The sequence below is a fragment of the Streptomyces boetiae genome, from assembly GCF_031845405.1.
Taxonomy (GTDB): domain Bacteria; phylum Actinomycetota; class Actinomycetes; order Streptomycetales; family Streptomycetaceae; genus Streptomyces; species Streptomyces boetiae.
Genome location: NZ_JAVREN010000017.1, coordinates 1 through 16927 on the forward strand (window position 1 = coordinate 1; position 16927 = coordinate 16927).

The 16927-nt window shown below is 75.2% G+C and carries 18 protein-coding genes and 1 pseudogene; 12 read left to right on the forward strand and 7 right to left on the reverse strand.

Annotation, left to right across the window (positions count from 1 at the left end; genetic code table 11):
* Positions 1-242: 242 nt before the first annotated feature.
* A complete protein-coding gene (locus tag RM780_RS13495) occupies positions 243-764 on the reverse strand; it encodes a DinB family protein (protein ID WP_311630927.1) in 522 nt (173 codons plus the stop codon).
* Positions 765-871: 107 nt separating this feature from the next.
* Between RM780_RS13495 and RM780_RS13500 the strand changes: the two genes are divergently transcribed.
* Positions 872-1285, forward strand: coding sequence for a BlaI/MecI/CopY family transcriptional regulator (locus tag RM780_RS13500; RefSeq protein ID WP_311630928.1), 414 nt, complete (start codon positions 872-874; stop codon positions 1283-1285).
* Positions 1286-1289: 4 nt separating this feature from the next.
* Positions 1290-2225, forward strand: a complete 936-nt coding sequence (locus RM780_RS13505) for a M56 family metallopeptidase (RefSeq protein ID WP_311630929.1) — start codon at positions 1290-1292, stop codon at positions 2223-2225.
* Between the two features lie 49 nt (positions 2226-2274).
* Here the strand turns inward: RM780_RS13505 and RM780_RS13510 are convergent, their stop codons facing one another.
* Together RM780_RS13510 and RM780_RS13515 are read right to left on the reverse strand one after the other, a co-directional pair.
* Positions 2275-2730, reverse strand: coding sequence for a tellurite resistance TerB family protein (locus tag RM780_RS13510; protein WP_311630930.1), 456 nt, complete (start codon positions 2728-2730; stop codon positions 2275-2277).
* 138 nt (positions 2731-2868) lie between these two features.
* Positions 2869-3888 (reverse strand): sporulation protein, encoded by a 1020-nt coding sequence (locus tag RM780_RS13515; RefSeq protein WP_311630931.1) that lies wholly within the window; start codon positions 3886-3888, stop codon positions 2869-2871.
* Positions 3889-4262: 374 nt separating this feature from the next.
* Here RM780_RS13515 and RM780_RS13520 point away from each other — a divergent pair, with 374 nt between their 5' ends.
* The 7 genes from RM780_RS13520 to RM780_RS13550 all read left to right on the forward strand — a co-directional run bounded on the left by RM780_RS13520 (position 4263) and on the right by RM780_RS13550 (position 11458).
* Complete coding sequence (locus tag RM780_RS13520; protein WP_311630932.1) at positions 4263-5588, forward strand: hemolysin family protein; 1326 nt, start codon at positions 4263-4265, stop codon at positions 5586-5588.
* A complete protein-coding gene (locus RM780_RS13525) occupies positions 5585-6631 on the forward strand; it encodes a hemolysin family protein (protein ID WP_311630933.1) in 1047 nt (348 codons plus the stop codon). Before RM780_RS13520 ends, RM780_RS13525 begins: the two co-directional genes overlap by 4 nt.
* Positions 6632-6731: 100 nt before the next feature.
* Positions 6732-7769: a sodium:calcium antiporter gene (locus RM780_RS13530; protein ID WP_311630934.1), complete on the forward strand. Its 1038-nt coding sequence runs from the start codon at positions 6732-6734 to the stop codon at positions 7767-7769.
* 101 nt (positions 7770-7870) lie between these two features.
* Positions 7871-9004, forward strand: a complete 1134-nt coding sequence (locus RM780_RS13535; protein WP_311630935.1) for a sensor histidine kinase — start codon at positions 7871-7873, stop codon at positions 9002-9004.
* Positions 9001-9696 (forward strand): response regulator transcription factor, encoded by a 696-nt coding sequence (locus tag RM780_RS13540; protein ID WP_311630936.1) that lies wholly within the window; start codon positions 9001-9003, stop codon positions 9694-9696. The genes RM780_RS13535 and RM780_RS13540 overlap by 4 nt, the downstream gene beginning before the upstream one ends.
* 56 nt (positions 9697-9752) lie before the next feature.
* A complete protein-coding gene (locus tag RM780_RS13545) occupies positions 9753-10691 on the forward strand; it encodes an ATP-binding cassette domain-containing protein (RefSeq protein ID WP_311630937.1) in 939 nt (312 codons plus the stop codon).
* Positions 10688-11458: an ABC transporter permease subunit gene (locus RM780_RS13550; RefSeq protein ID WP_311630938.1), complete on the forward strand. Its 771-nt coding sequence runs from the start codon at positions 10688-10690 to the stop codon at positions 11456-11458. The genes RM780_RS13545 and RM780_RS13550 overlap by 4 nt, the downstream gene beginning before the upstream one ends.
* A gap of 17 nt (positions 11459-11475) precedes the next feature.
* Here RM780_RS13550 and RM780_RS13555 read toward each other — a convergent pair whose 3' ends face one another.
* The 4 genes from RM780_RS13555 to RM780_RS13570 form a co-directional block, all read right to left on the reverse strand.
* A complete protein-coding gene (locus RM780_RS13555) occupies positions 11476-11805 on the reverse strand; it encodes an ankyrin repeat domain-containing protein (RefSeq protein WP_311630939.1) in 330 nt (109 codons plus the stop codon).
* Positions 11806-11997: 192 nt separating this feature from the next.
* A complete protein-coding gene (locus RM780_RS13560) occupies positions 11998-12765 on the reverse strand; it encodes an SDR family NAD(P)-dependent oxidoreductase (RefSeq protein ID WP_311630940.1) in 768 nt (255 codons plus the stop codon).
* Positions 12762-14078: a histidinol dehydrogenase gene (gene hisD, locus RM780_RS13565; RefSeq protein WP_311630941.1), complete on the reverse strand. Its 1317-nt coding sequence runs from the start codon at positions 14076-14078 to the stop codon at positions 12762-12764. The genes RM780_RS13560 and hisD overlap by 4 nt, the downstream gene beginning before the upstream one ends.
* A 259-nt stretch (positions 14079-14337) precedes the next feature.
* Positions 14338-15090 carry a GntR family transcriptional regulator gene (locus RM780_RS13570; protein WP_311630942.1) on the reverse strand — a complete coding sequence of 251 codons (753 nt, stop codon included), beginning with the start codon at positions 15088-15090 and terminating at the stop codon, positions 14338-14340.
* Positions 15091-15276: 186 nt separating this feature from the next.
* On the opposite strand from RM780_RS13570, the gene RM780_RS13575 reads away from it, so the two are divergent.
* From RM780_RS13575 to RM780_RS27840, 3 genes and pseudogenes are all read left to right on the forward strand, one after another.
* The gene (locus RM780_RS13575) at positions 15277-15894 is read left to right on the forward strand and encodes a dihydrofolate reductase family protein (RefSeq protein WP_311630943.1); all 618 of its coding nucleotides are present in this window, start codon (positions 15277-15279) and stop codon (positions 15892-15894) included.
* A 4-nt stretch (positions 15895-15898) separates the two neighbouring features.
* The gene (locus RM780_RS27835; RefSeq protein ID WP_394812957.1) at positions 15899-16252 is read left to right on the forward strand and encodes an alpha/beta fold hydrolase; all 354 of its coding nucleotides are present in this window, start codon (positions 15899-15901) and stop codon (positions 16250-16252) included.
* A 35-nt stretch (positions 16253-16287) separates the two neighbouring features.
* Positions 16288-16866, forward strand: a pseudogene (locus RM780_RS27840) (alpha/beta hydrolase family protein); the annotation flags it as partial.
* Positions 16867-16927 lie beyond the last annotated feature (61 nt).

Genomic DNA, 16927 nt, shown 5'->3' on the forward strand with positions numbered 1-16927 from the left:
CCCCGGCACCGGCCCCTCGGCCACCGGGCGGCGACCTCGCCGGAACCGGCATGTCCGGCCTCGGAGCCGCCCTCGCCCTCACGGCCGCGCTGCTCGCCGTGGGCACGACGGTCGTTCTCACCACCCGTCAGCGGCGCGCACGCCACCGCTGACACGTGAAACCCCGACGGGCCGGTGCACCGCACCGGCCCGTCGGCTGTCCCGGGTCCCGGTCGGCCTCCACACGCATCCTCCCGCCCGGATCAGGCGGCACCGGCCGCGCCGGGGGGCGGGAGCTGGCGGCGCATGTCCTGGAGGTGGTGGCGCAGTTCGTGGTGGGTGTGGACGGCGAGCCAGCGCAGGGAGCGTTCCGCGGGCTCGGGGTAGGTGTAGATGAGGGTGCGTTCCCAGTCGGCGGGTGGGAGCCGTTCCAGGACGTGGGCGAAGAGCATGGCCGCGTCGTGGAGTTGGCGGGCGACGCCGGCGGGGTGCTGGGCGGCGTATCCGTCGTGGTCGACGCGTTCCTCGCGGCCCATGGGTTCGGCGACGGGCGTTTCGCGGCGTCGTGCGGCCAGGGTCCGCTCGCGCTGGACGAGCAGTACGTCGCGTACGTGGCAGGCGTACTCCAGGGGTGACCACACCCGGGGCGCCGGGCGGCGCCGCAGCGCGGCCGGGGAGGCCCGCAGCAGGTCCGCGTACTCGCCCGCGAGGCCCCGGGCGAGCGCCGGGACCTCGGGAGCCGTGGCGAGGTCGTACTCGAAGCCGCATTCAGCGCAAGCCGTCATGCCCGCACGCTAACAAGCCGGCCCCCCGGCGGGCACCGGCCAGGAGTGCGGCCCCGCCGGCCGGGGCTCACTACGATGGGCCGGGCGGCGCGCGGAGGGAGACGGCAGTGAGTGACCAGGACGGCCGCCCGGGAGCCGGCCGGGGACCGGCCGGCTCCCGGCGGGGACAGGGGGAGCTGGAGGCGCTGGTGCTGACGGCGCTGCGCGCGGCGCCCGGGCCGGTGACGGCGGCGTGGGTGCAGGAACGGCTCGGCGGAACGCCGGCCCTCACCACCGTGATCACGATCCTGACCCGGCTGCTGAGCAAGGAGGCGGTGACCAGGGAACGGTCGGGCCGGGCCTTCCTGTGGCGGGCGACGGCCGACGTGCCGGGCCTGGCCGCGCTGCGGATGCGGCGGGTGCTGGACCGGGAGGCGGACCGCGAGGCGGTGCTGACCAGCTTCGTCTCCGCGCTCCCCCCGGACGACGAGCGGACGCTGCGGGAGCTGCTGGGCCAGCCCGATCCCCCCGCGGAAGAGTGAGCCGGTGGGAGTCTTCGTCTTCCTGCCACTGGTGCTGCCGCTGACGGCCTGGCCGGTGGCGCGCCTGGCGGAACAGCACCTGCACCCGCGGGCGGCGACCCGGCTGCTGACGGGCGCGGCGGCGTTGCTGGCGGTGTGCAGCACGCTGTGCCTGACCCTGGTCATGGTGGTGGGCACGGCGCAGCTGCCCGGGAATCCGCTGCCGGACGGCTGGTCCGATCCGGAGGTGCGCCAGGCGGTGCCCTGGGACGGGGTTGCGGGCCGCGCGGCCATCCCCGCGCTCGTCGCGGTGGCGGCGGCCTGCGCCGGGGCGCTGTGGCAGCAGCGCCGGGTGCGGCGCCGGGTGGAGGAGGCGCTGGCCGGGCTCCCGGCCTCCCCGGTGGCCGTGCTCCCGGACGCCCAGCCCTATGCCTACACGCTGCCGGGCCGCCGCGGGCGCCGGGGCCGGATCGTGGTCTCCACGGCGATGCTCGCGATCCTCGACGGGCCCGAGCGGCGGGCGTTGTTCGCGCACGAGCGGGCTCATCTGGCCGCGCGCCACCACCGGCACCTGCTGGTCGCGCGGCTGGCTGCGCGCGCGAATCCGTTCCTGCGCCCGCTGCGCACGGCCGTCGCCTACGGCGCGGAGCGCTGGGCGGACGAGGAGGCGGCCGGGGTGGTGGGGGACCGCCGCCTGATGGCCCGCACGGTGGGCAAGGCCGCGCTGGCCGCGCGGACCCCGCCCGCCCCGCTGGCCGCGCTGGCGTCGCCGGGGCCCGTGCCCCGCCGGGTGGCGGCCCTGCTGGCCCCCGCGCCTCCCCCGCGCACCTGGCCGCCTGCGCACTCCGGAACGCGCCTGGCCGTCTTCCTGGCGGCCGGCGGCGCCCTGGCGTCGGCCCTGTCCTCGCTGAACGCTGCCACCGCGCTGTTCGTGATCCTGCGCGCGGCGACGACGGCCTGACCCGCGGGGCGGGCCGGGGACGTGGAGTCCGCCGCCCCGCCGGCGGCGTCTACAGGTCGAACTCGGCGGGGTTCAGGTCCAGGGCGAAGCACGCCTCGCGCACGACGGCCTTCTCGTCCTGGTCGAAGGTGCCGTCCGCTCCGCCGATCACGATCCCGATCTGGATCACCGCGCGGGCCTCGGTGGGCTTCTTCTTCGTCCTGGCCACGTCCTGGAGGACGCTGACCTTGCCGAAGTCGAAGTCGGCGGCGAGCTTGTCGAGATAGTCGTCGAAGCGGCGCTGGAGGTCGTCGGCGGCGAAGTTCTGCAGCACCTCGTTGGTGGCGATCAGCTGCGCCACCCGGCGCCGTTCACTGGCGTCCACCGTGCCGTCGGCGGCGGCGACCAGGGCGCAGATCGCCATGCTCGCGTCGCGGAAGGCGCCGCTCTTGAGGTCGTTCTTCCTGGCGTTGAGCTGCGCCTGCATGGAGGACGCGGACTCCCGGATGCGGTCCCACAGGGCCACGGGAACTCCCTTGCTCGGTGCGGTCGTCCGGGCCGCCGGCGGCGGCCCGGAGCGCTTATTTCTACAGGAGTGTAGAACTACCGGCGGGTCGGGGGAGTTCCGGGCCCCGCGGGCTCGCGCCCGGCTGCCCGCCGCGGGTCAGGACTCCTCCTCGCCCCCCTCGTCCTCGAAGATCTCCTCCAGAACCTCGCCGGCGACGTAACCGCCGACCGCCCCGACCGCGAGCCCGGCCGCGCCCGCGGCGATCACGGTGCCCATGCCCGGCCCTCCGGAGGAGTGGTGGCCCCCGTCATGGCCGTGGCCGTCCTTGTGGGCGAACCCGCCGCCGTGGCCGTAGGGGTCGGCGTGCCCCTGCTGCCAGACCTGCCGCGGAGGGTGGTGGGCGGCGTGGTGCTCGATGAGCTCGCGCATCCACGCCTCGACCTCCGCCGTCCAGTTGATGTGGCCGACGCTGTCGTGGCTGACGGTGTGCCGGCCCACGGCGTCGTGGCCGCCGGAGAACAGCCCGCCGCGCTTATCGGCCTCCAGCACGATCTCCACGCCGCCGGGGGAGGCGAGGAAGGTCACCTCGACCTCGTTGACCGCGTAGGCGTAGGCCGCGGGCGGGGTCAGCTCGATCTCCTGGTAGAAGGGCAACTGCTGGCCGGTCCCGTGGATGCGGCCCAGCTCCAGGTCCGCCGAGGCGAAGCCGAAGCCGAGCTGCCCCAGCGCCTCCAGCACGGCCTCCTGCACCGGCAGCGCGCGCACGTGCAGCGGGTCGAGGTCGCCCTTGTCCCTGGCCCCGGCGACCGCCAGTTCGGTGCGAACGCCCAGCACCACGCCCAGGGGCTGTCCGTGCAGTTCGGTGACCGGGGTCTCCCAGGGCAGCCGGGCGGAGAAGGAGACACTGTGCCGGGCGCCCTCGGCCAGACGGAAGCCGCCGCCGACCGTCAGCCGTTCGAAGGGCACCACGCCTTCGGCCTCGCCCTCCTCGTACTCGGCCTCGACCCGGGCCACCAGCTCCAGGGTGACGTGCTCGATGTCGAAGTCCGCGGCGCCGCCCTGGAGATGAACCTGGCCGGACAGGGTGCCTCCGGGCAGCACGGGGCCGCCGTCCAGGACCGTGTCCACCGTGGGCCCGCCCACGCCGAGCGAGCCGAGCAGCCTTTTGAACACCATCGCGGCGTTCACTCCCTAACGTCTGTGTCCGGGGATGGTGGGGGCCCGCGACCGCCGGGCCCCTCCTCGCGCTTTCTACACGCATGTAGAAGAATAGGGGCCGGGCATGCCCCGACCAGCACGTCCAGACCTCCGGGAGCAGAACGTCCGAAAGTCACCCCTCGCCAGGACCGCGTCGCGCACCGGCCGCCGCCGTTCTGCCCGACCCTGCCCCGGGCGGAACCCGGGCGGAACCCGGGCGGGCCGCCCTCGCCCCGAGCAACCCCACCGTCCCCAGCAGTGAAGGAGCAGCCACCCGCCATGGGTGAACCACCCAGTACCGGCCGCGCCGCGTCCCGCCCAGCCATGACGACCGGGGGACCGGGGGTGGCGCGGTGACCGAAGTCCTGCTGCTCCTGCTCGCCCTGGCACTCACCCTGGCCTGCGGCGTCTTCGTCGCCGCCGAGTTCTCCCTGACCACCGTGGAGCGCGGCGCGCTGGAGCGGGCCGTCGAGAACGGCGAGCGGGGCGCGGCCGGCGCCCTGGCGGCCGTCCGCAGGCTGACGTTCCAGCTCTCAGGCGCACAGCTCGGGATCACGGTCACCTCTCTGGTGATCGGCATGCTCGCCGAGCCCTCGCTCGCCGCACTGCTGCGCGGCCCGCTGGACGCGGCCGGCCTGGGCCGGGCCGCCTCCCCGGCGGCTACGCTCCTGGGCGTGACGCTGGCGACCGTCGTCCTGATGGTGATCGGCGAGCTGGTGCCCAAGAACTGGGCCATCGCCCACCCCCTGACGGTGGCGAAGTTCTCGGCCGGCCCGCAGCGCGGCTTCACCGCCGCCTTCGCCCCGCTCATCCGCCACCTGAACGACACCGCCAACCGCCTGGTGCGCCGCCTCGGCCTGGAGCCCGCCGAGGAGCTGGCCTCCGCGCGCACCCCCCAGGAGCTGATCGCGCTCGCCCGCCACTCCGCCGCCCAGGGGGCGCTGGAGGCCGACACGGCCGAGCTGTTCGTCCGCACGCTCCACCTGAGCGAGCTGACGACGGAGAACGTCATGACCCCGCGCGTGGACGTCCACGCGCTGCACGAGGGCGCCACCGCCGCCGACGCCGCCGCCCTCACCCTGGCCACGGGCCATTCCCGCTTCCCCGTCTACCGGGAGAACCTGGACGAGATCACCGGCACCGTCCACATCCGCGACATCCTGGGCCTGGCCCCGGAGCTGCGGCCCGCCACCCCGGTCACCGCGCTGGCCACCGAGCCGCTGGCCGTGCCCGACAGCCTCCCCGTCGACAAGCTCCTGGAACGCCTGCGCGGCGGCGGGTCGATGGCCGTGGTCGTCGACGAATACGGCGGCACCGCCGGGGTGGTCACGCTGGAGGACATCGTCGAGGAGGTCGTCGGCGAGGTCCGCGACGAGCACGACCCCGCCGAGGAGCCCGCCCTGGTCCCGGCCGGCCCCGGCGTCTGGGAGGCCGAGGGCGGCCTGCGCGTGGACGAGCTGCCGGCCATCGGCCTGGCCGTGCCCCACGGCCCCTACGAGACCCTCGCCGGGCTGCTGGCCAGCCGGCTCGAGAAAATCCCGGCCGGCGGCGACAGCGTCGGGCTCGCGGGCTGGACGCTGACCGTGCTGACCACCGCGCACCACCGCGCGCACCGGGTCCGGCTCACCGGCCCCGGGCCGTCCGGCCCCTCCGGGGCCACCCGGGAGGACGAGCGGTGACCGCCTTCCAGCTCATCCTCGGGGCCCTCACCCTGCTGACCAACGCCTTCTTCGTCGGGGCGGAGTTCGCCCTGATCTCCGTGCGCCGCGACCAGATCGAGCCGCGTGCCGAAGCGGGCGAGCGCCGGGCCCGCACCGTGCTGTGGGCCCTGCGGCACCTCTCGCCCCTGATGGCCACCGCCCAGCTCGGCATCACCGTCTCCTCCCTGGTCCTGGGCGCCGTCGCCGAACCGGCCATCGCCCACCTGCTGGAACCCGCCTTCGAGGCCGCCCACGTGCCCCACGGCCTGGTGCACCCCGTCGCCTTCACCATCGCCCTGGCCGCGGCCACCTACCTGCACATGCTCATCGGCGAGATGGTCCCCAAGAACATCGCCCTGGCCGCCCCCGAGCGCACCGCCCTGGCCCTCGGCCCGCCCCTGGTGGCCCTCACCCGCGCCCTGCGCCCGGTCATCTTCGGCATCAACGCCTTCGCCAACGCCCTGCTGCGCCTGCTGCGCGTGGAGCCCAGGGACGAGGTCGCCTCCGTCTTCACCGAGGAGGAACTGGCCCGCATCGTCAAGGACTCCACCGACGCCGGCCTGCTGGAGACCGCGGAGAGCGAACGGCTGCGCGACGCCCTGGCCCTGGGCACCCGCACCGTCGCCGAGATCACCGTCCCCGCCGCCCGCATGACCACCGTCGGCCACCGGATCACCCCCCGGCGGCTCGAACGCACCGCGGCGGCCTCCGGCTACTCGCGTTTCCCCGTCACCGGCCCCGGCCACACGGTCCTGGGCTTCCTCCACGTCAAGGACGCGCTCGCCGCGGCGGCGCCCGACAAGCCCTTTCCCCGGCAGGCCCTGCACCCCGTCGTCCGCATCGCCCCCGAAACCCGGCTGGACGACGCCCTGACCGCGATGCGCGCCGCCTCCACCCACCTGGCCGCCGTCACCAGCGGCGGCGGGACCCTCCTGGGCTTCGTCGCGATGGAGGACATCCTCGCCGAACTCGTCGGCCCGCCGGGCCCCGGGCCCCGGGGGCGGGGGCGGCCGAACGGGTGACCGCGGGGCCGGCGCGCCCGCCCGCGGGTGTGCCGGCCCCGTCCCGGTGGTACTCGGCCCGCAGCCGCGCCGGGCGGCCCGCGACCACGAGGAGAGCACGGTGCCCGACGTCCTCACCGGCCCGTGGCCGCTGGGCTGGAGCGTCGCCCTCTTCCTCACCGTCGGCACGCTCACCGTCCTGTGCAGCGTGCGCCTGGCCACCCTCGGGGACACCCTGGCCGACCGCACCGGCCGGGGCGAGGCCCTCTTCGGCGCCGTCTTCTTCGGGCTGGTCACCTCCCTGTCCGGCATCGTCATGACCGCCGTGGCCGCCGCCGACGACCACCCGGACCTCGCCTACAGCAACGCCGTGGGCGGCATCGCCGCCCAGACCCTGGCCATCGCCGCCGCCGACCTCACCTACCGCAGGACCAACCTCGAACACGCCGCGGCCTCCCTGCCCAACCTCCTCTTCGGCTGCCTGCTCATGGGCCTGCTCGGCGTCGCCCTCATGGCCTCCTTCAGCCCCGACGTCACCGTCGCGGGCATCCACCCCGCCTCCGCGGTCATGGCCGGCTTCTACTGGGGCGGCCTGCGGCTGATCAGCGACCGCCCCCGCCCCATGTGGATTCCCGTCCGTACCCGGGACACCGTGCCCGACGTCCCCGAGGCGACCGCCGCCCCCGGCCGCCGCGGCACCGCCGGTCTGTGGGGCGAGTTCCTCGCCATCGCCGCCCTGGTCGTCCTCAGCGGATGGGTCGTCACCCGGACGGCGGAGACGTTCGTGGCCGCCACCGGCCTCAGGGCCGGCTTCGTCGGAGCCGTCCTGATGGGTATCGTCAACGCCCTCCCGGAGACCGTCACCGCCATCGCCGCCGTCCGCCGCGGCGCGCTCACCCTCGCCGTGGCCGCCGTCATCGGGGGCAACTGCCTGGACGCCCTCAACCTCGTCGTCGGCGACATCGCCTACCGCGGCGGATCGCTCTACCACGCGGCCAACCCCGACGAGCTCTTCCTCACCGCGGGCGCCCTCGTCATGACCACCGTCCTGCTCGGCGGGCTCCTCGTCCGCCAGGAACGCGGCTGGTGGCGCCTGGGCTTCGACGGCGTCCTCCTGATCACCGTCTACACCGCCACCGCCCTCACCCTCGCCTTCTGAGCCCGGCCCACAGCCGGACGCCCGGCGTTCCACCCCTTCGGGGCCGGCGGCTACTCCCGTCGTCGTACGCGGGGCTCGCCGTCCCGCCCTACCGTGGCGGCATGGAGCGCTTGCACGGCCTCGGCCGCTTCGGGAGGGAGCTGCTGCTCACGCTGGTGGTCGGGGGCGTGACCGCCGCCGACCTGGCCTCGAACGTCCCGGGCTCGCGGGAGGACGACTGGCTGAGCTGGTCGGTGATGGCCGTCTCGGTGGCCGGGCTGCTCGCGCACCGGCGGCATCCGATGGCGGCGGCGGCGGTGACCGGCGTCGGCGCCCTGACGTGGACGGTCTCGGGGCACCTCGGGGAGCTGCTGAACCTCCCGGCCATGGTCTGCCTGTACTACGTGGCCCTGGCCGGAAGCCGTCGCCGCACCTGGCGGGTGGCGCTGCTGGCAGCGTTCGCCTCGGGCGCGGCGGCCGTGGCGGCGGGGCAGGAGGAGGGGGTGGTCCCCTCGCCCGTCCTGGAGATGGCGATCCCGCTGGTGCCGCTGCTGCTGGGCGAGGTCGTCCGGGGCCGGCACGAGATGGCCCGCCGCGCCGCAGCCGAGCACCGCCGGGAGACCGCGCGGCGGGTGCGCGAGGAGCGGGTGCGCATGGCGCGCGAGCTGCACGACGTCATCGCGCACACCGTCTCGGCCATGACCGTCCAGGCCGGGGTCGCGCTGGACGCGCTGGACTCCCGGCCGGAGATGACGCGTTCGGCACTGCGCCAGGTGCGCGAGTCGGGCCGGTCGGCCGTTCGCGAGCTGCGGACCACGCTGGCCATGCTCCGCGACGAGACGGACGGCCCGGCGCAGCCGCTGACCCCGGCCCCGCGGCTGGACGGGCTCCCGGAGCTGATCGAACGCCTTCCGCTGTCCGTCACGCTCCACGCCGGGAAAGCCGGCGGGCTTCCCCCCGTGGTGGAGCTCGCCGCGTACCGCATCGTCCAGGAGTCCCTGACCAACGCCGTCAAGCACGCCGGCGCCCGGCGGGCGACGGTCCTCGTCCACCCGGCGGGGGGCCACCTCCTCATCGAAATAACCAACGACGGCCCCCCGCACGCCCCGGCCGTCGCGGCCGGGGAGGGCTTCGGCCTGCTCGGCATGCGGGAGAGGGCCCACTCGGTCGGCGGCACCCTGGAGTACGGCCCGCTGCCCACCGGAGGCTTCAAGGTCCGCGCCACCCTCCCGACCGCCCCGGAAGGACCCCCATGACCATCCGCGTCGTGCTCGCGGACGACCAGACGGTCGTCCGCGCGGGCTTCCGCGCCCTGCTCGACCTCAGCGACGACTTGGCCGTCGTGGCCGAGGCGGCCGACGGCGTCGAGGCCGTCGAGGTGGTGCGCCTCACGCGGCCGGACGTGGTCCTGATGGACATCCGGATGCCGCGGATGGACGGGCTGGAGGCCACGCGCCGGATCGCCGCCGACCCCTCGCTGGACCGGGTGCGGGTGCTGGTGCTGACCACCTTCGAGGCCGACGAGTACGTCTTCGAGTCGCTGCGCCTGGGCGCGGCCGGATTCCTGCTGAAGGACGTGGAGCCGGAGGAGCTGCGGGCGGCGATCCGCACCGTCGCGGCCGGGCAGAGCCTGCTGGACTCCTCCGTCACGCGGCGGGTGATCGAGGAGTTCGCGCGCATGCGGACGCCCCTGGCGGAGGGAGCGGCGCTGCTGGCGCCGCTGACCGGGCGGGAACGGGAGGTGATGGCACTGGTCGCCGAGGGTCTGACGAACGAGGAGATCGGCGCCCAGCTGCTGATGTCCCCGCTCACCGCCAAGACGCACGTCAGCCGCTGCATGATCAAGCTGGGCGCCCGCGACCGGGCCCAACTGGTCGTCCTCGCCTACGAGACGGGCCTGGTGTCCCCGGGCTCGGCCGGCAAGGGCCAGGTACTCCGAGGGGAGTAGACGCCGACTCCGGCCGGCAGATGTGGGGCGGGGGAGGGATCCGTAGCGTCGTCGGCATGATCGAAGTACATGAGCTGACCAAACGTTACGGCCCGCGTCGCGGCACGCGGGGCCGCGCCAGGACGGCCGTCGACGGCCTGACCTTCGCGGTCCGGCCCGGCCTCGTCACCGGCTTCCTCGGGCCCAACGGCGCGGGCAAGTCCACCACCCTGCGGATGGTGCTGGGGATGGACCGGCCCAGCGCGGGCGCGGCCCGGGTGTGCGGGCGCCCGTACCGCGAGCTGGCCGCGCCGCTGCGGACGGTGGGCGCGCTGCTGGACGCGCGGGCCGTTCACGGGGGGCGGTCCGCGCGGCTCCACCTTGCCGCCCTGGCCGCGAGCAACGGCATACCGCGCCGCCGCGTGGACGAGGTGCTGGGCCTGGTGGGCCTGGGCCCGGACACCGCCCGGCGGCGGGCGAAGGGCTTCTCGCTGGGGATGGGCCAGCGGCTGGGGATCGCCGCGGCCCTGCTGGGCGACCCCGAGGTGCTGATCCTCGACGAGCCGGTGAACGGCCTGGACACCGAGGGCATCCGCTGGATACGCGACCTGATGCGCTCGCTGGCGGCCGAGGGGCGGACGGTGTTCCTCTCCAGTCACCTGATGAGCGAGCTGGAGCTGACCGCGGACCATCTCATCGTGATCGGGCGCGGCCGGCTGCTGGCCGACGCGCCGACGCGGGAGTTCATCGCGGCACACTCCGGCGGCCGGACGGTCCTGCGCGGCCCCGAGCCCGAGCGGCTGCGGGAGGTGGTGGAGCGGGCCGGGGGCCGGGCGAGCGCGCGGCCGGGCGGCGGCTGGCTGGTGGACGGCCTGGACGCGGCGGCCATAGGCGAGCTGGCCCGGTCGCACGGCCTCGCGGTGCACGAGCTGACGCCGCGGCACTCCTCGCTGGAAGAGGTGTACACGCGGATGGCCGCCTCCGTCTCCGAGCACCGGGCGGAGGTGCCGGCATGAGCGCGGCCGAAGCGGCGGGCGGGGCCGCCGGGTTCCGGCGGGCGCTGGCCTTCGAGTGGGTCAAGTTCCGCAGCACCCGTTCCACCGTCTCGACGACGGCCGTCATGGCCGCCCTGCCCGTGCCCGGCGCCGCGTTCGTCGCCGGCACCGAAAGCCTCCAGCCGGAGGACACGGTGCTCGGCGGCAGCCTCACCATCGCCATCCCCGCGATGATGCTGGCCGCCGTGCTCGGAGCCCTGGTCATCTGCGGCGAGTACGCCAGCGGCACCATCCGGACCACCTTCGCCGCCGTCCCCCGCAGGGGCACGGTCCTGGCGGCCAAGGCCGCCCTCGTGTCCGGGCTGCTGTTCGCGCTGGCCCTGCCGGCGGCCACCGGCGCCTACCTGCTGGGCGACGCGATGCTCGGCCCCTCCTACGCCCAGGGAGATCCGATGCCCGCCCTGCTCGGCGTCGCGGGGGCGTTCGCCGTGGCCGGGCTGCTCGGCCTGGCGGTCGGCACGCTGGTCCGCCACCCGGCCGGGGCCGTGACGGCGGTGCTGGGGCTGCTGTTGCTGCCCTCCATGCTCGGTCCCCTCTTCGGAGACGCCGAACGCTGGGTCGCCGGCATATCCCCGACCGCCGCGCTGGAGAAGCTCACCCAGACCTCCGACGCCACCCCCGAGTCCGTCGGCTCCCTGGGCCCCTGGCCCTCCCTCCTCCTGGTCGCCGCCTACACCGCCCTGGGCCTGCTGGCCGCCACGGCGCTCCTGCGCCGCCGCGACGCCTGAGCCCATTCGGCACGGAGTCAGATGCCGCGCTCCCGTTTCCACGCCGCGAACATCTCGAGAATGCGGTCGGCACCGGCGACGAACGCCACGTGCTCGGCTGACACCCCGGTGCCGCCGCCGGAGCGTCGGGTGGGGTCGGCGCCCCGGGCCAGCAGAAAGGCGACGAGCTCGATCTCCGCCTCGCCGTATTCCTCGTCGCTGTGGAAAGCGAGGTCCAGCGCGTGGTGCAGCAGAGACAGACCGTCGTGCTCGTCATGGACGTCGGCACCGGCGTCCAGCAGCATGCCGAGCGCGTCGAGGTCCCCCGACTCCACGGCTCGGTGAGCAGAAGAGAAGTCGGCCGGCATGAGGGTCACTCCCAGGGAACGCTCAGGGGAGGAGTCGCGCGAGGCGGGCCATCTCCGTGGGTGGGTCGAGGACCGGGTGGATGAGCAGTGCTTCGAAGCCGGACTGTTCCAGGGCCTCCACGCGCATCCTCCCCGCCCCGTGGGGCCGGATTCCAGCGACCTCTCGCGGACGCGATCCGCCCGCAGCGCCCCTCAGGACGGCGCGATCATGCCCGCCGACAGGTCGATGTCGGCGCCGCACAGGCCCGTCAGGGACAGAGTAGCGAGGACCGCGTCAGCGACCTCGCGCTCGGTCAGCATCCGGCGTTGCGCCGCGCGGGCGGTGAACTCGCGCTCCGCCTCCGCCGCGGTGGTGCCCGTCTCGCGCGCCTCGCGTTCGAAGTTGCCGCGCATCCGGGGGCCGGCAACCGGCCCGGGGGACACGCAGTTGACCGTGACGCCGAGCGGGGCCACCTCGAACGCCAGCGTGCGGGTGAGCCCGAGGACGGCCATCTTGCTGGCCGTGTAGGGAGTGCGGCGCGCGAGGGGGCGTTTGCCGCTGACCGAGGCGACGTTGAGGATGTCGCCGGAGCCGGCCGCGATCATCCGGGGCAGGAAGGCGCGGCTCATCAGGAAGACGCTGCGGACGTTGGCGGCGAACACCTCGTCCCACTCGGCCGGTTCGACCTCCACCAGCGGTCGCACCGGCCCGCCCACGCCGGCGTTGTTGATCAGGATGGACACCGGCACGCCCGCCAGGTCGGCCGCCAGCCGGGCCACCGCCTCCGGCGCGGACACGTCGCAAGTCGCCACGCGCGCCCGTCCGTTCGTGATCAGCCGGGCGGTCCCCTCAAGCCGTCCCGCGTCACGCCCCACGAGCACCAGGTCGGCACCGGCGGAGTCGAGGGACAGCGCGATGGCGCGCCCGAGACCGTTGCCCGCGCCGGTGACCAGCGCGGTGCGGCCGGCGACCCGGCTCACGAGGCGGCCCCGGCCTCGCGGGCCCAGCCCAGCGCGCCGCGGTCGAACGCGGCGGCGCGCAGGTCCCCGGAACGCGCGTGCCCCTCGAAGTGCTCGACGCGCGCCGCGCGCCCGCAGACCTCACCCAGGCGCGCGCTCGTGGCCGGGTCGGTGACCTCCTGGTAGGTGACGGTCTTGAGGTACTTGCCGACCCACAGCCCGCCGGTGTAGCGGGCGGCGCCCCGGGTCGGGAGGACGTGGTTGGTGCCGATCACCTTGTCCCCGTAGGAGACGCAGGTGCCCGAGCCGAGGAACAGCGCGCCGAACTCCCGCATGCGCGCCAGGGCCTCGCGCGGCTCGCGGGTCAGGATCTGCACGTGCTCGGAGGCGTAGGAGTCCGCCAGCTCGTACGCCTCGGACAGGGAGGCGACGACGTGCACCTCGCCGTGGTCCCGCCAGGCCGCCTCCGCGAAGTCCCGCGTGGGCATGCCCGGGAGCAGCGCCTCGACGTGGCCGATGACCTCGCGCGCCAGCGGCTCGGAGGTGGTGAGGAGGACGGCGGGGGAGTCCGGCCCGTGCTCGGCCTGGCTGAGCAGGTCGACGGCGACGGTGAACGGGTCGGCGCTGTCGTCCGCGACGATCAGGATCTCCGTGGGCCCCGCGAACAGGTCGATGCCGACCTCGCCGAACAACTGCCGTTTGGCCTCGGCCACATAGGCGTTGCCCGGCCCGGCCAGCAGGTTGACCGGCCGGATCGTCTCGGTGCCGACCGCCAGGGCCGCGACCGCCTGCACGCCGCCGAGCACGTAGATCTCGTCGGCCCCGGCCAGGTGCATGGCCGCGATCGTGGCGCTGGGGATCTCGCCGCGGATGGGCGGCGTGGCGGCGGCCACCCGCGCGACCCCGGCTGTCTTCGCGGTCACGATGGTCATGTGCGCGGAGGCCAGCAGCGGGAAGCGCCCGCCGGGGATGTACGCGCCCGCCGCCGCGACCGGAATGTTGCGCTGGCCGAGCCGGACGCCGGGCAGGGTCTCCACCTCGAACTCGCCCAGCGAGGCGAGCTGGTGCTCGGCGAAGGTGCGCACCTGCCGCTGCACGAACCGGATGTCGTCCAGGACCTGCGCCGGCACGCCCGCCACGATCTCCTCGATCCGCTCGCGCGAGAGGCGGAAGTTCTCCGGGGACCACCGGTCGAAACGCTCGGAGCAGCGCCGCACCGCACGGTCCCCCTCGCGGCGCACGTCCTCGATGACGGCGCGGACCGTCGACTCGACCTCCTGCCGGCCCGCGTGCTCGGCCGCCTTCCCGCTGGGGTGCTTCAGTGTGGTGGGCATGGCGAAACTGTATGCAGAACGGTGTCGGCGGTCAAGGTGTGCGCGAGGCGCCCGGGAGGAAACTGACTGCCGTCAGGTGCGCTGACGTGCGGCTTCGTGGCCGCACCGCCGGCGCGGGTCGGCTGCCGCCGGGTCCCGTAACTGCATACAGATAAGGGGGTGTGGGGCACCGCCGGCCGTTCTCGCCGCTGACCGGGCGCGGGCGCGCGGGGCGGCGGCCGGGACCGAACGGGGGCGGCGGCCAGGGACCGCCCGGGGCTCAGCGCTCCTGGCGCCGCAGCACCATCTTCAGGGCCTGCCGGATCGCCGCCGGATCGTAGTCCGGCTGCACCAGCGCCACCGTGCTCAGGGCCACGTGGGCGAGGTGCCGCCCGACGGCGTCGGCGGCTGCCTCCGCGTCGCCCCCGCGGCAGGCCTCGACGATCGCCCCGTGCTCGACGAGGCCGGCGTCCCAGGCGCGGGGCGCCTCGACGGTGTACAGGTGGCGGTAGCGCTCGGCGTGGTCCGACAGCGTCTCCAGCTGACGCGTCAGCCGCGCCCCGGCGCCCCGGCGCAGCCTGGCGTGGAAGGCCCGGTGCGGGATCTTCCACCGCTCGTAGTCCTGCGCGGCGGCGCCCTGCCGCATCGCCTCCAGCCGGGCCCGGAGAAAGTCGATGTCCTCCGCCGTGAACCGCTCGACGCTCAGCCGCACCGCGAGCGACTCCAGCACCAGGCGGCTGGCGTAGATCTCCTCCAGCTCCGCCGCGGACAGCCCGGCCACCCGCACGCGCCGGTTGAACTCCGAGTCGATCAGCCCTTCCCGCTCCAGCAGCCGCAGGGCCTCGCGCAGCGGGGTGCGGCTCGCGCCCAGGCGCCGGGCAAGCTGCACCTGGCTGAGCGTCTCGCCGGGCGCGAGCCTGCCGTCGATGATCTCGTCGCGCAACTGCGTGTAGAGGCGCGCGATGACCGCGTCCGCCGACGCCCGCCCCGCCCGGTCGGCGGCCGGACCGCTCGCGTTCGCGGGGGCGTTCACGCGGTCCTCCCTCGAAGGGGCGGGCAGTGCTGGTCGCGGATCACGCGGTGACTGTACACAGCCGTCGGTCCCGGGACGGACCCGCGTGAGGCGCCGCCGCGATCCCGGCCGGGGCGAGGGGACCCGGTGACGACACGCGGCGTGCGGAAGCGATGAGTCCGGGCGGCGGGCCGGGTCTGCACTGACGTGACTCGCATCATCGCTGACATCTCGATCTCCCTGGACGGCTTCGTCACCGGCCCCGACCCGGATCCGGACCACGGCCTGGGCACCGGCGGCGAGGCCCTGCACACGTGGGCGTTCTCCGGCGATCCCGACGACCGCCGCGTCCTGCGCGAGGGCACCGCCCGCTCGGGCGCCGTGGTCCTGGGCCGCCGCCTCTTCGACGTGGTCGACGGTCCCAAGGGCTGGGACGACACCTCCGGCTACGGCGCCGGCGAGGTCGGCAAGCCCGCGTTCGTCGTCGTGACCAGCACGGCGCCGGAGGCGGTGCGAACGGCCGGCCTCGACTGGACGTTCGTCACCACCGGCCTGGCCGACGCCGTCACCGCCGCCCGCGAGCGGGCCGAGGCGGCCTCGGCGGCCGGCGGCAAGGACCTCGACGTCGTCCTCATGGGCGGCGGCGCCACCATCCGCTCCGCGCTCGACGCCGGGCTGGTCGACGTGCGCACGCTGCACCTGGCGCCCGTCGTGCTGGGCGCCGGGACGCCCCTGTTCGACGGCGGCGCGCCGCGCGCGCTGGTGCGGCGGGACGCGGTCGTCACCTCGACCGCGACGCACCTGACCTACGACGTCCGGCGGTGATCCGATGACCGCCGTCCACGTCGGCGGAATCGCCCTGGGCATCGAGTCGTTCGGGGACGAGAACGCGCCGCTCGTCCTGCTCGTGGGCGGGCCGACGATGCTCTCCTGGCCCGACGCGCTGTGCGAACGCCTCGCCGCCGGAGGCCGCCGCGCGGTGCGCTACGACCTGCGCGACAGCGGGGCCTCCACCACGGCGGACCCCGAGGCGTCCGCCTACACCCTCCGCGACCTGGCCGCCGAGCGGCGGCCCTCGCCGGGGCGCTCGGCGGCGGGCCCGCGCACCTCGCTGGGATCGGCATCGGCGGGATGGTCGCCCAGGTGGCCGCGCTCGACCACCCCGGCGCCTTCTCGGCGCTGACCCTGGCCGGCACCCGCGCGGTCGCGCCCGGCCCGCCCGACGACGCCGGGCGGGTCGACCGCGACCGCGTCGCCGTGGCCGGCCACTCCTGGGGTGCCCAGACCGCGAGCGCTCTGCTCGGCGCGCGCGTCCTGGGCGCCGACGGCACGCCCGGCGAGGACCTGTCCGACCGGCGGATCACGGCGGGCGTGCTGCTCGCCCCGACGGGCCTCGGCGACGACCTGACGCCGTTCGCCGCCGAGCACTTCCCCTTCATGAGGCCCTCCTTCGGGACCATGGCCGCGCCCGCCCTCATCGTGGCCGGCGACAAGGACCAGTCCCACCTCTTCACCCGCGGACCCGACTGGTTCACCGACGCCTACACCCACAGCCCCGGCCCCAAGAGCCTCCTCACGCTCTTCGGCGCCGAGCACTCGCTCGGCGGCATAGCCGGCCACGAGGCCGCCGAGACCACCGACGAGAGCCCCGCCCGCGTCTCCCTGATCCAGCACCTCACGACGGCCTTCCTCCGCAACGCCCTCACCCCCGCGGACGCCGACTGGCCGCGGGTGACCGCCGCCCTCCAGACACACCCCGACCCGCTCGGAACGCTGGAGAGCAAGGAGAGCGAGTAGGGGCTCGGCCGCTCTCGGCCTTGTCGGCTCCCCACCCGGCGAGCCCTACCGGCTCACGCCT

Excerpts from the sequence above, each read along its gene's own strand:
- RM780_RS13550 (WP_311630938.1), top strand. The coding sequence starts at position 10,688 with ATGAGCGCGGCCGAAGCGGCGGGCGGGGCCGCCGGGTTCCGGCGGGCG.
- RM780_RS13515 (WP_311630931.1), bottom strand. The coding sequence starts at position 3,888 with ATGGTGTTCAAAAGGCTGCTCGGCTCGCTCGGCGTGGGCGGGCCCACG.
- RM780_RS13535 (WP_311630935.1), top strand. The coding sequence starts at position 7,871 with ATGGAGCGCTTGCACGGCCTCGGCCGCTTCGGGAGGGAGCTGCTGCTC.
- RM780_RS13545 (WP_311630937.1), top strand. The coding sequence starts at position 9,753 with ATGATCGAAGTACATGAGCTGACCAAACGTTACGGCCCGCGTCGCGGC.
- RM780_RS13495 (WP_311630927.1), bottom strand. The coding sequence starts at position 764 with ATGACGGCTTGCGCTGAATGCGGCTTCGAGTACGACCTCGCCACGGCT.
- RM780_RS13555 (WP_311630939.1), bottom strand. The coding sequence starts at position 11,805 with ATGCCGGCCGACTTCTCTTCTGCTCACCGAGCCGTGGAGTCGGGGGAC.
- RM780_RS13540 (WP_311630936.1), top strand. The coding sequence starts at position 9,001 with ATGACCATCCGCGTCGTGCTCGCGGACGACCAGACGGTCGTCCGCGCG.
- hisD (WP_311630941.1), bottom strand. The coding sequence starts at position 14,078 with ATGCCCACCACACTGAAGCACCCCAGCGGGAAGGCGGCCGAGCACGCG.
- RM780_RS27835 (WP_394812957.1), top strand. The coding sequence starts at position 15,899 with ATGACCGCCGTCCACGTCGGCGGAATCGCCCTGGGCATCGAGTCGTTC.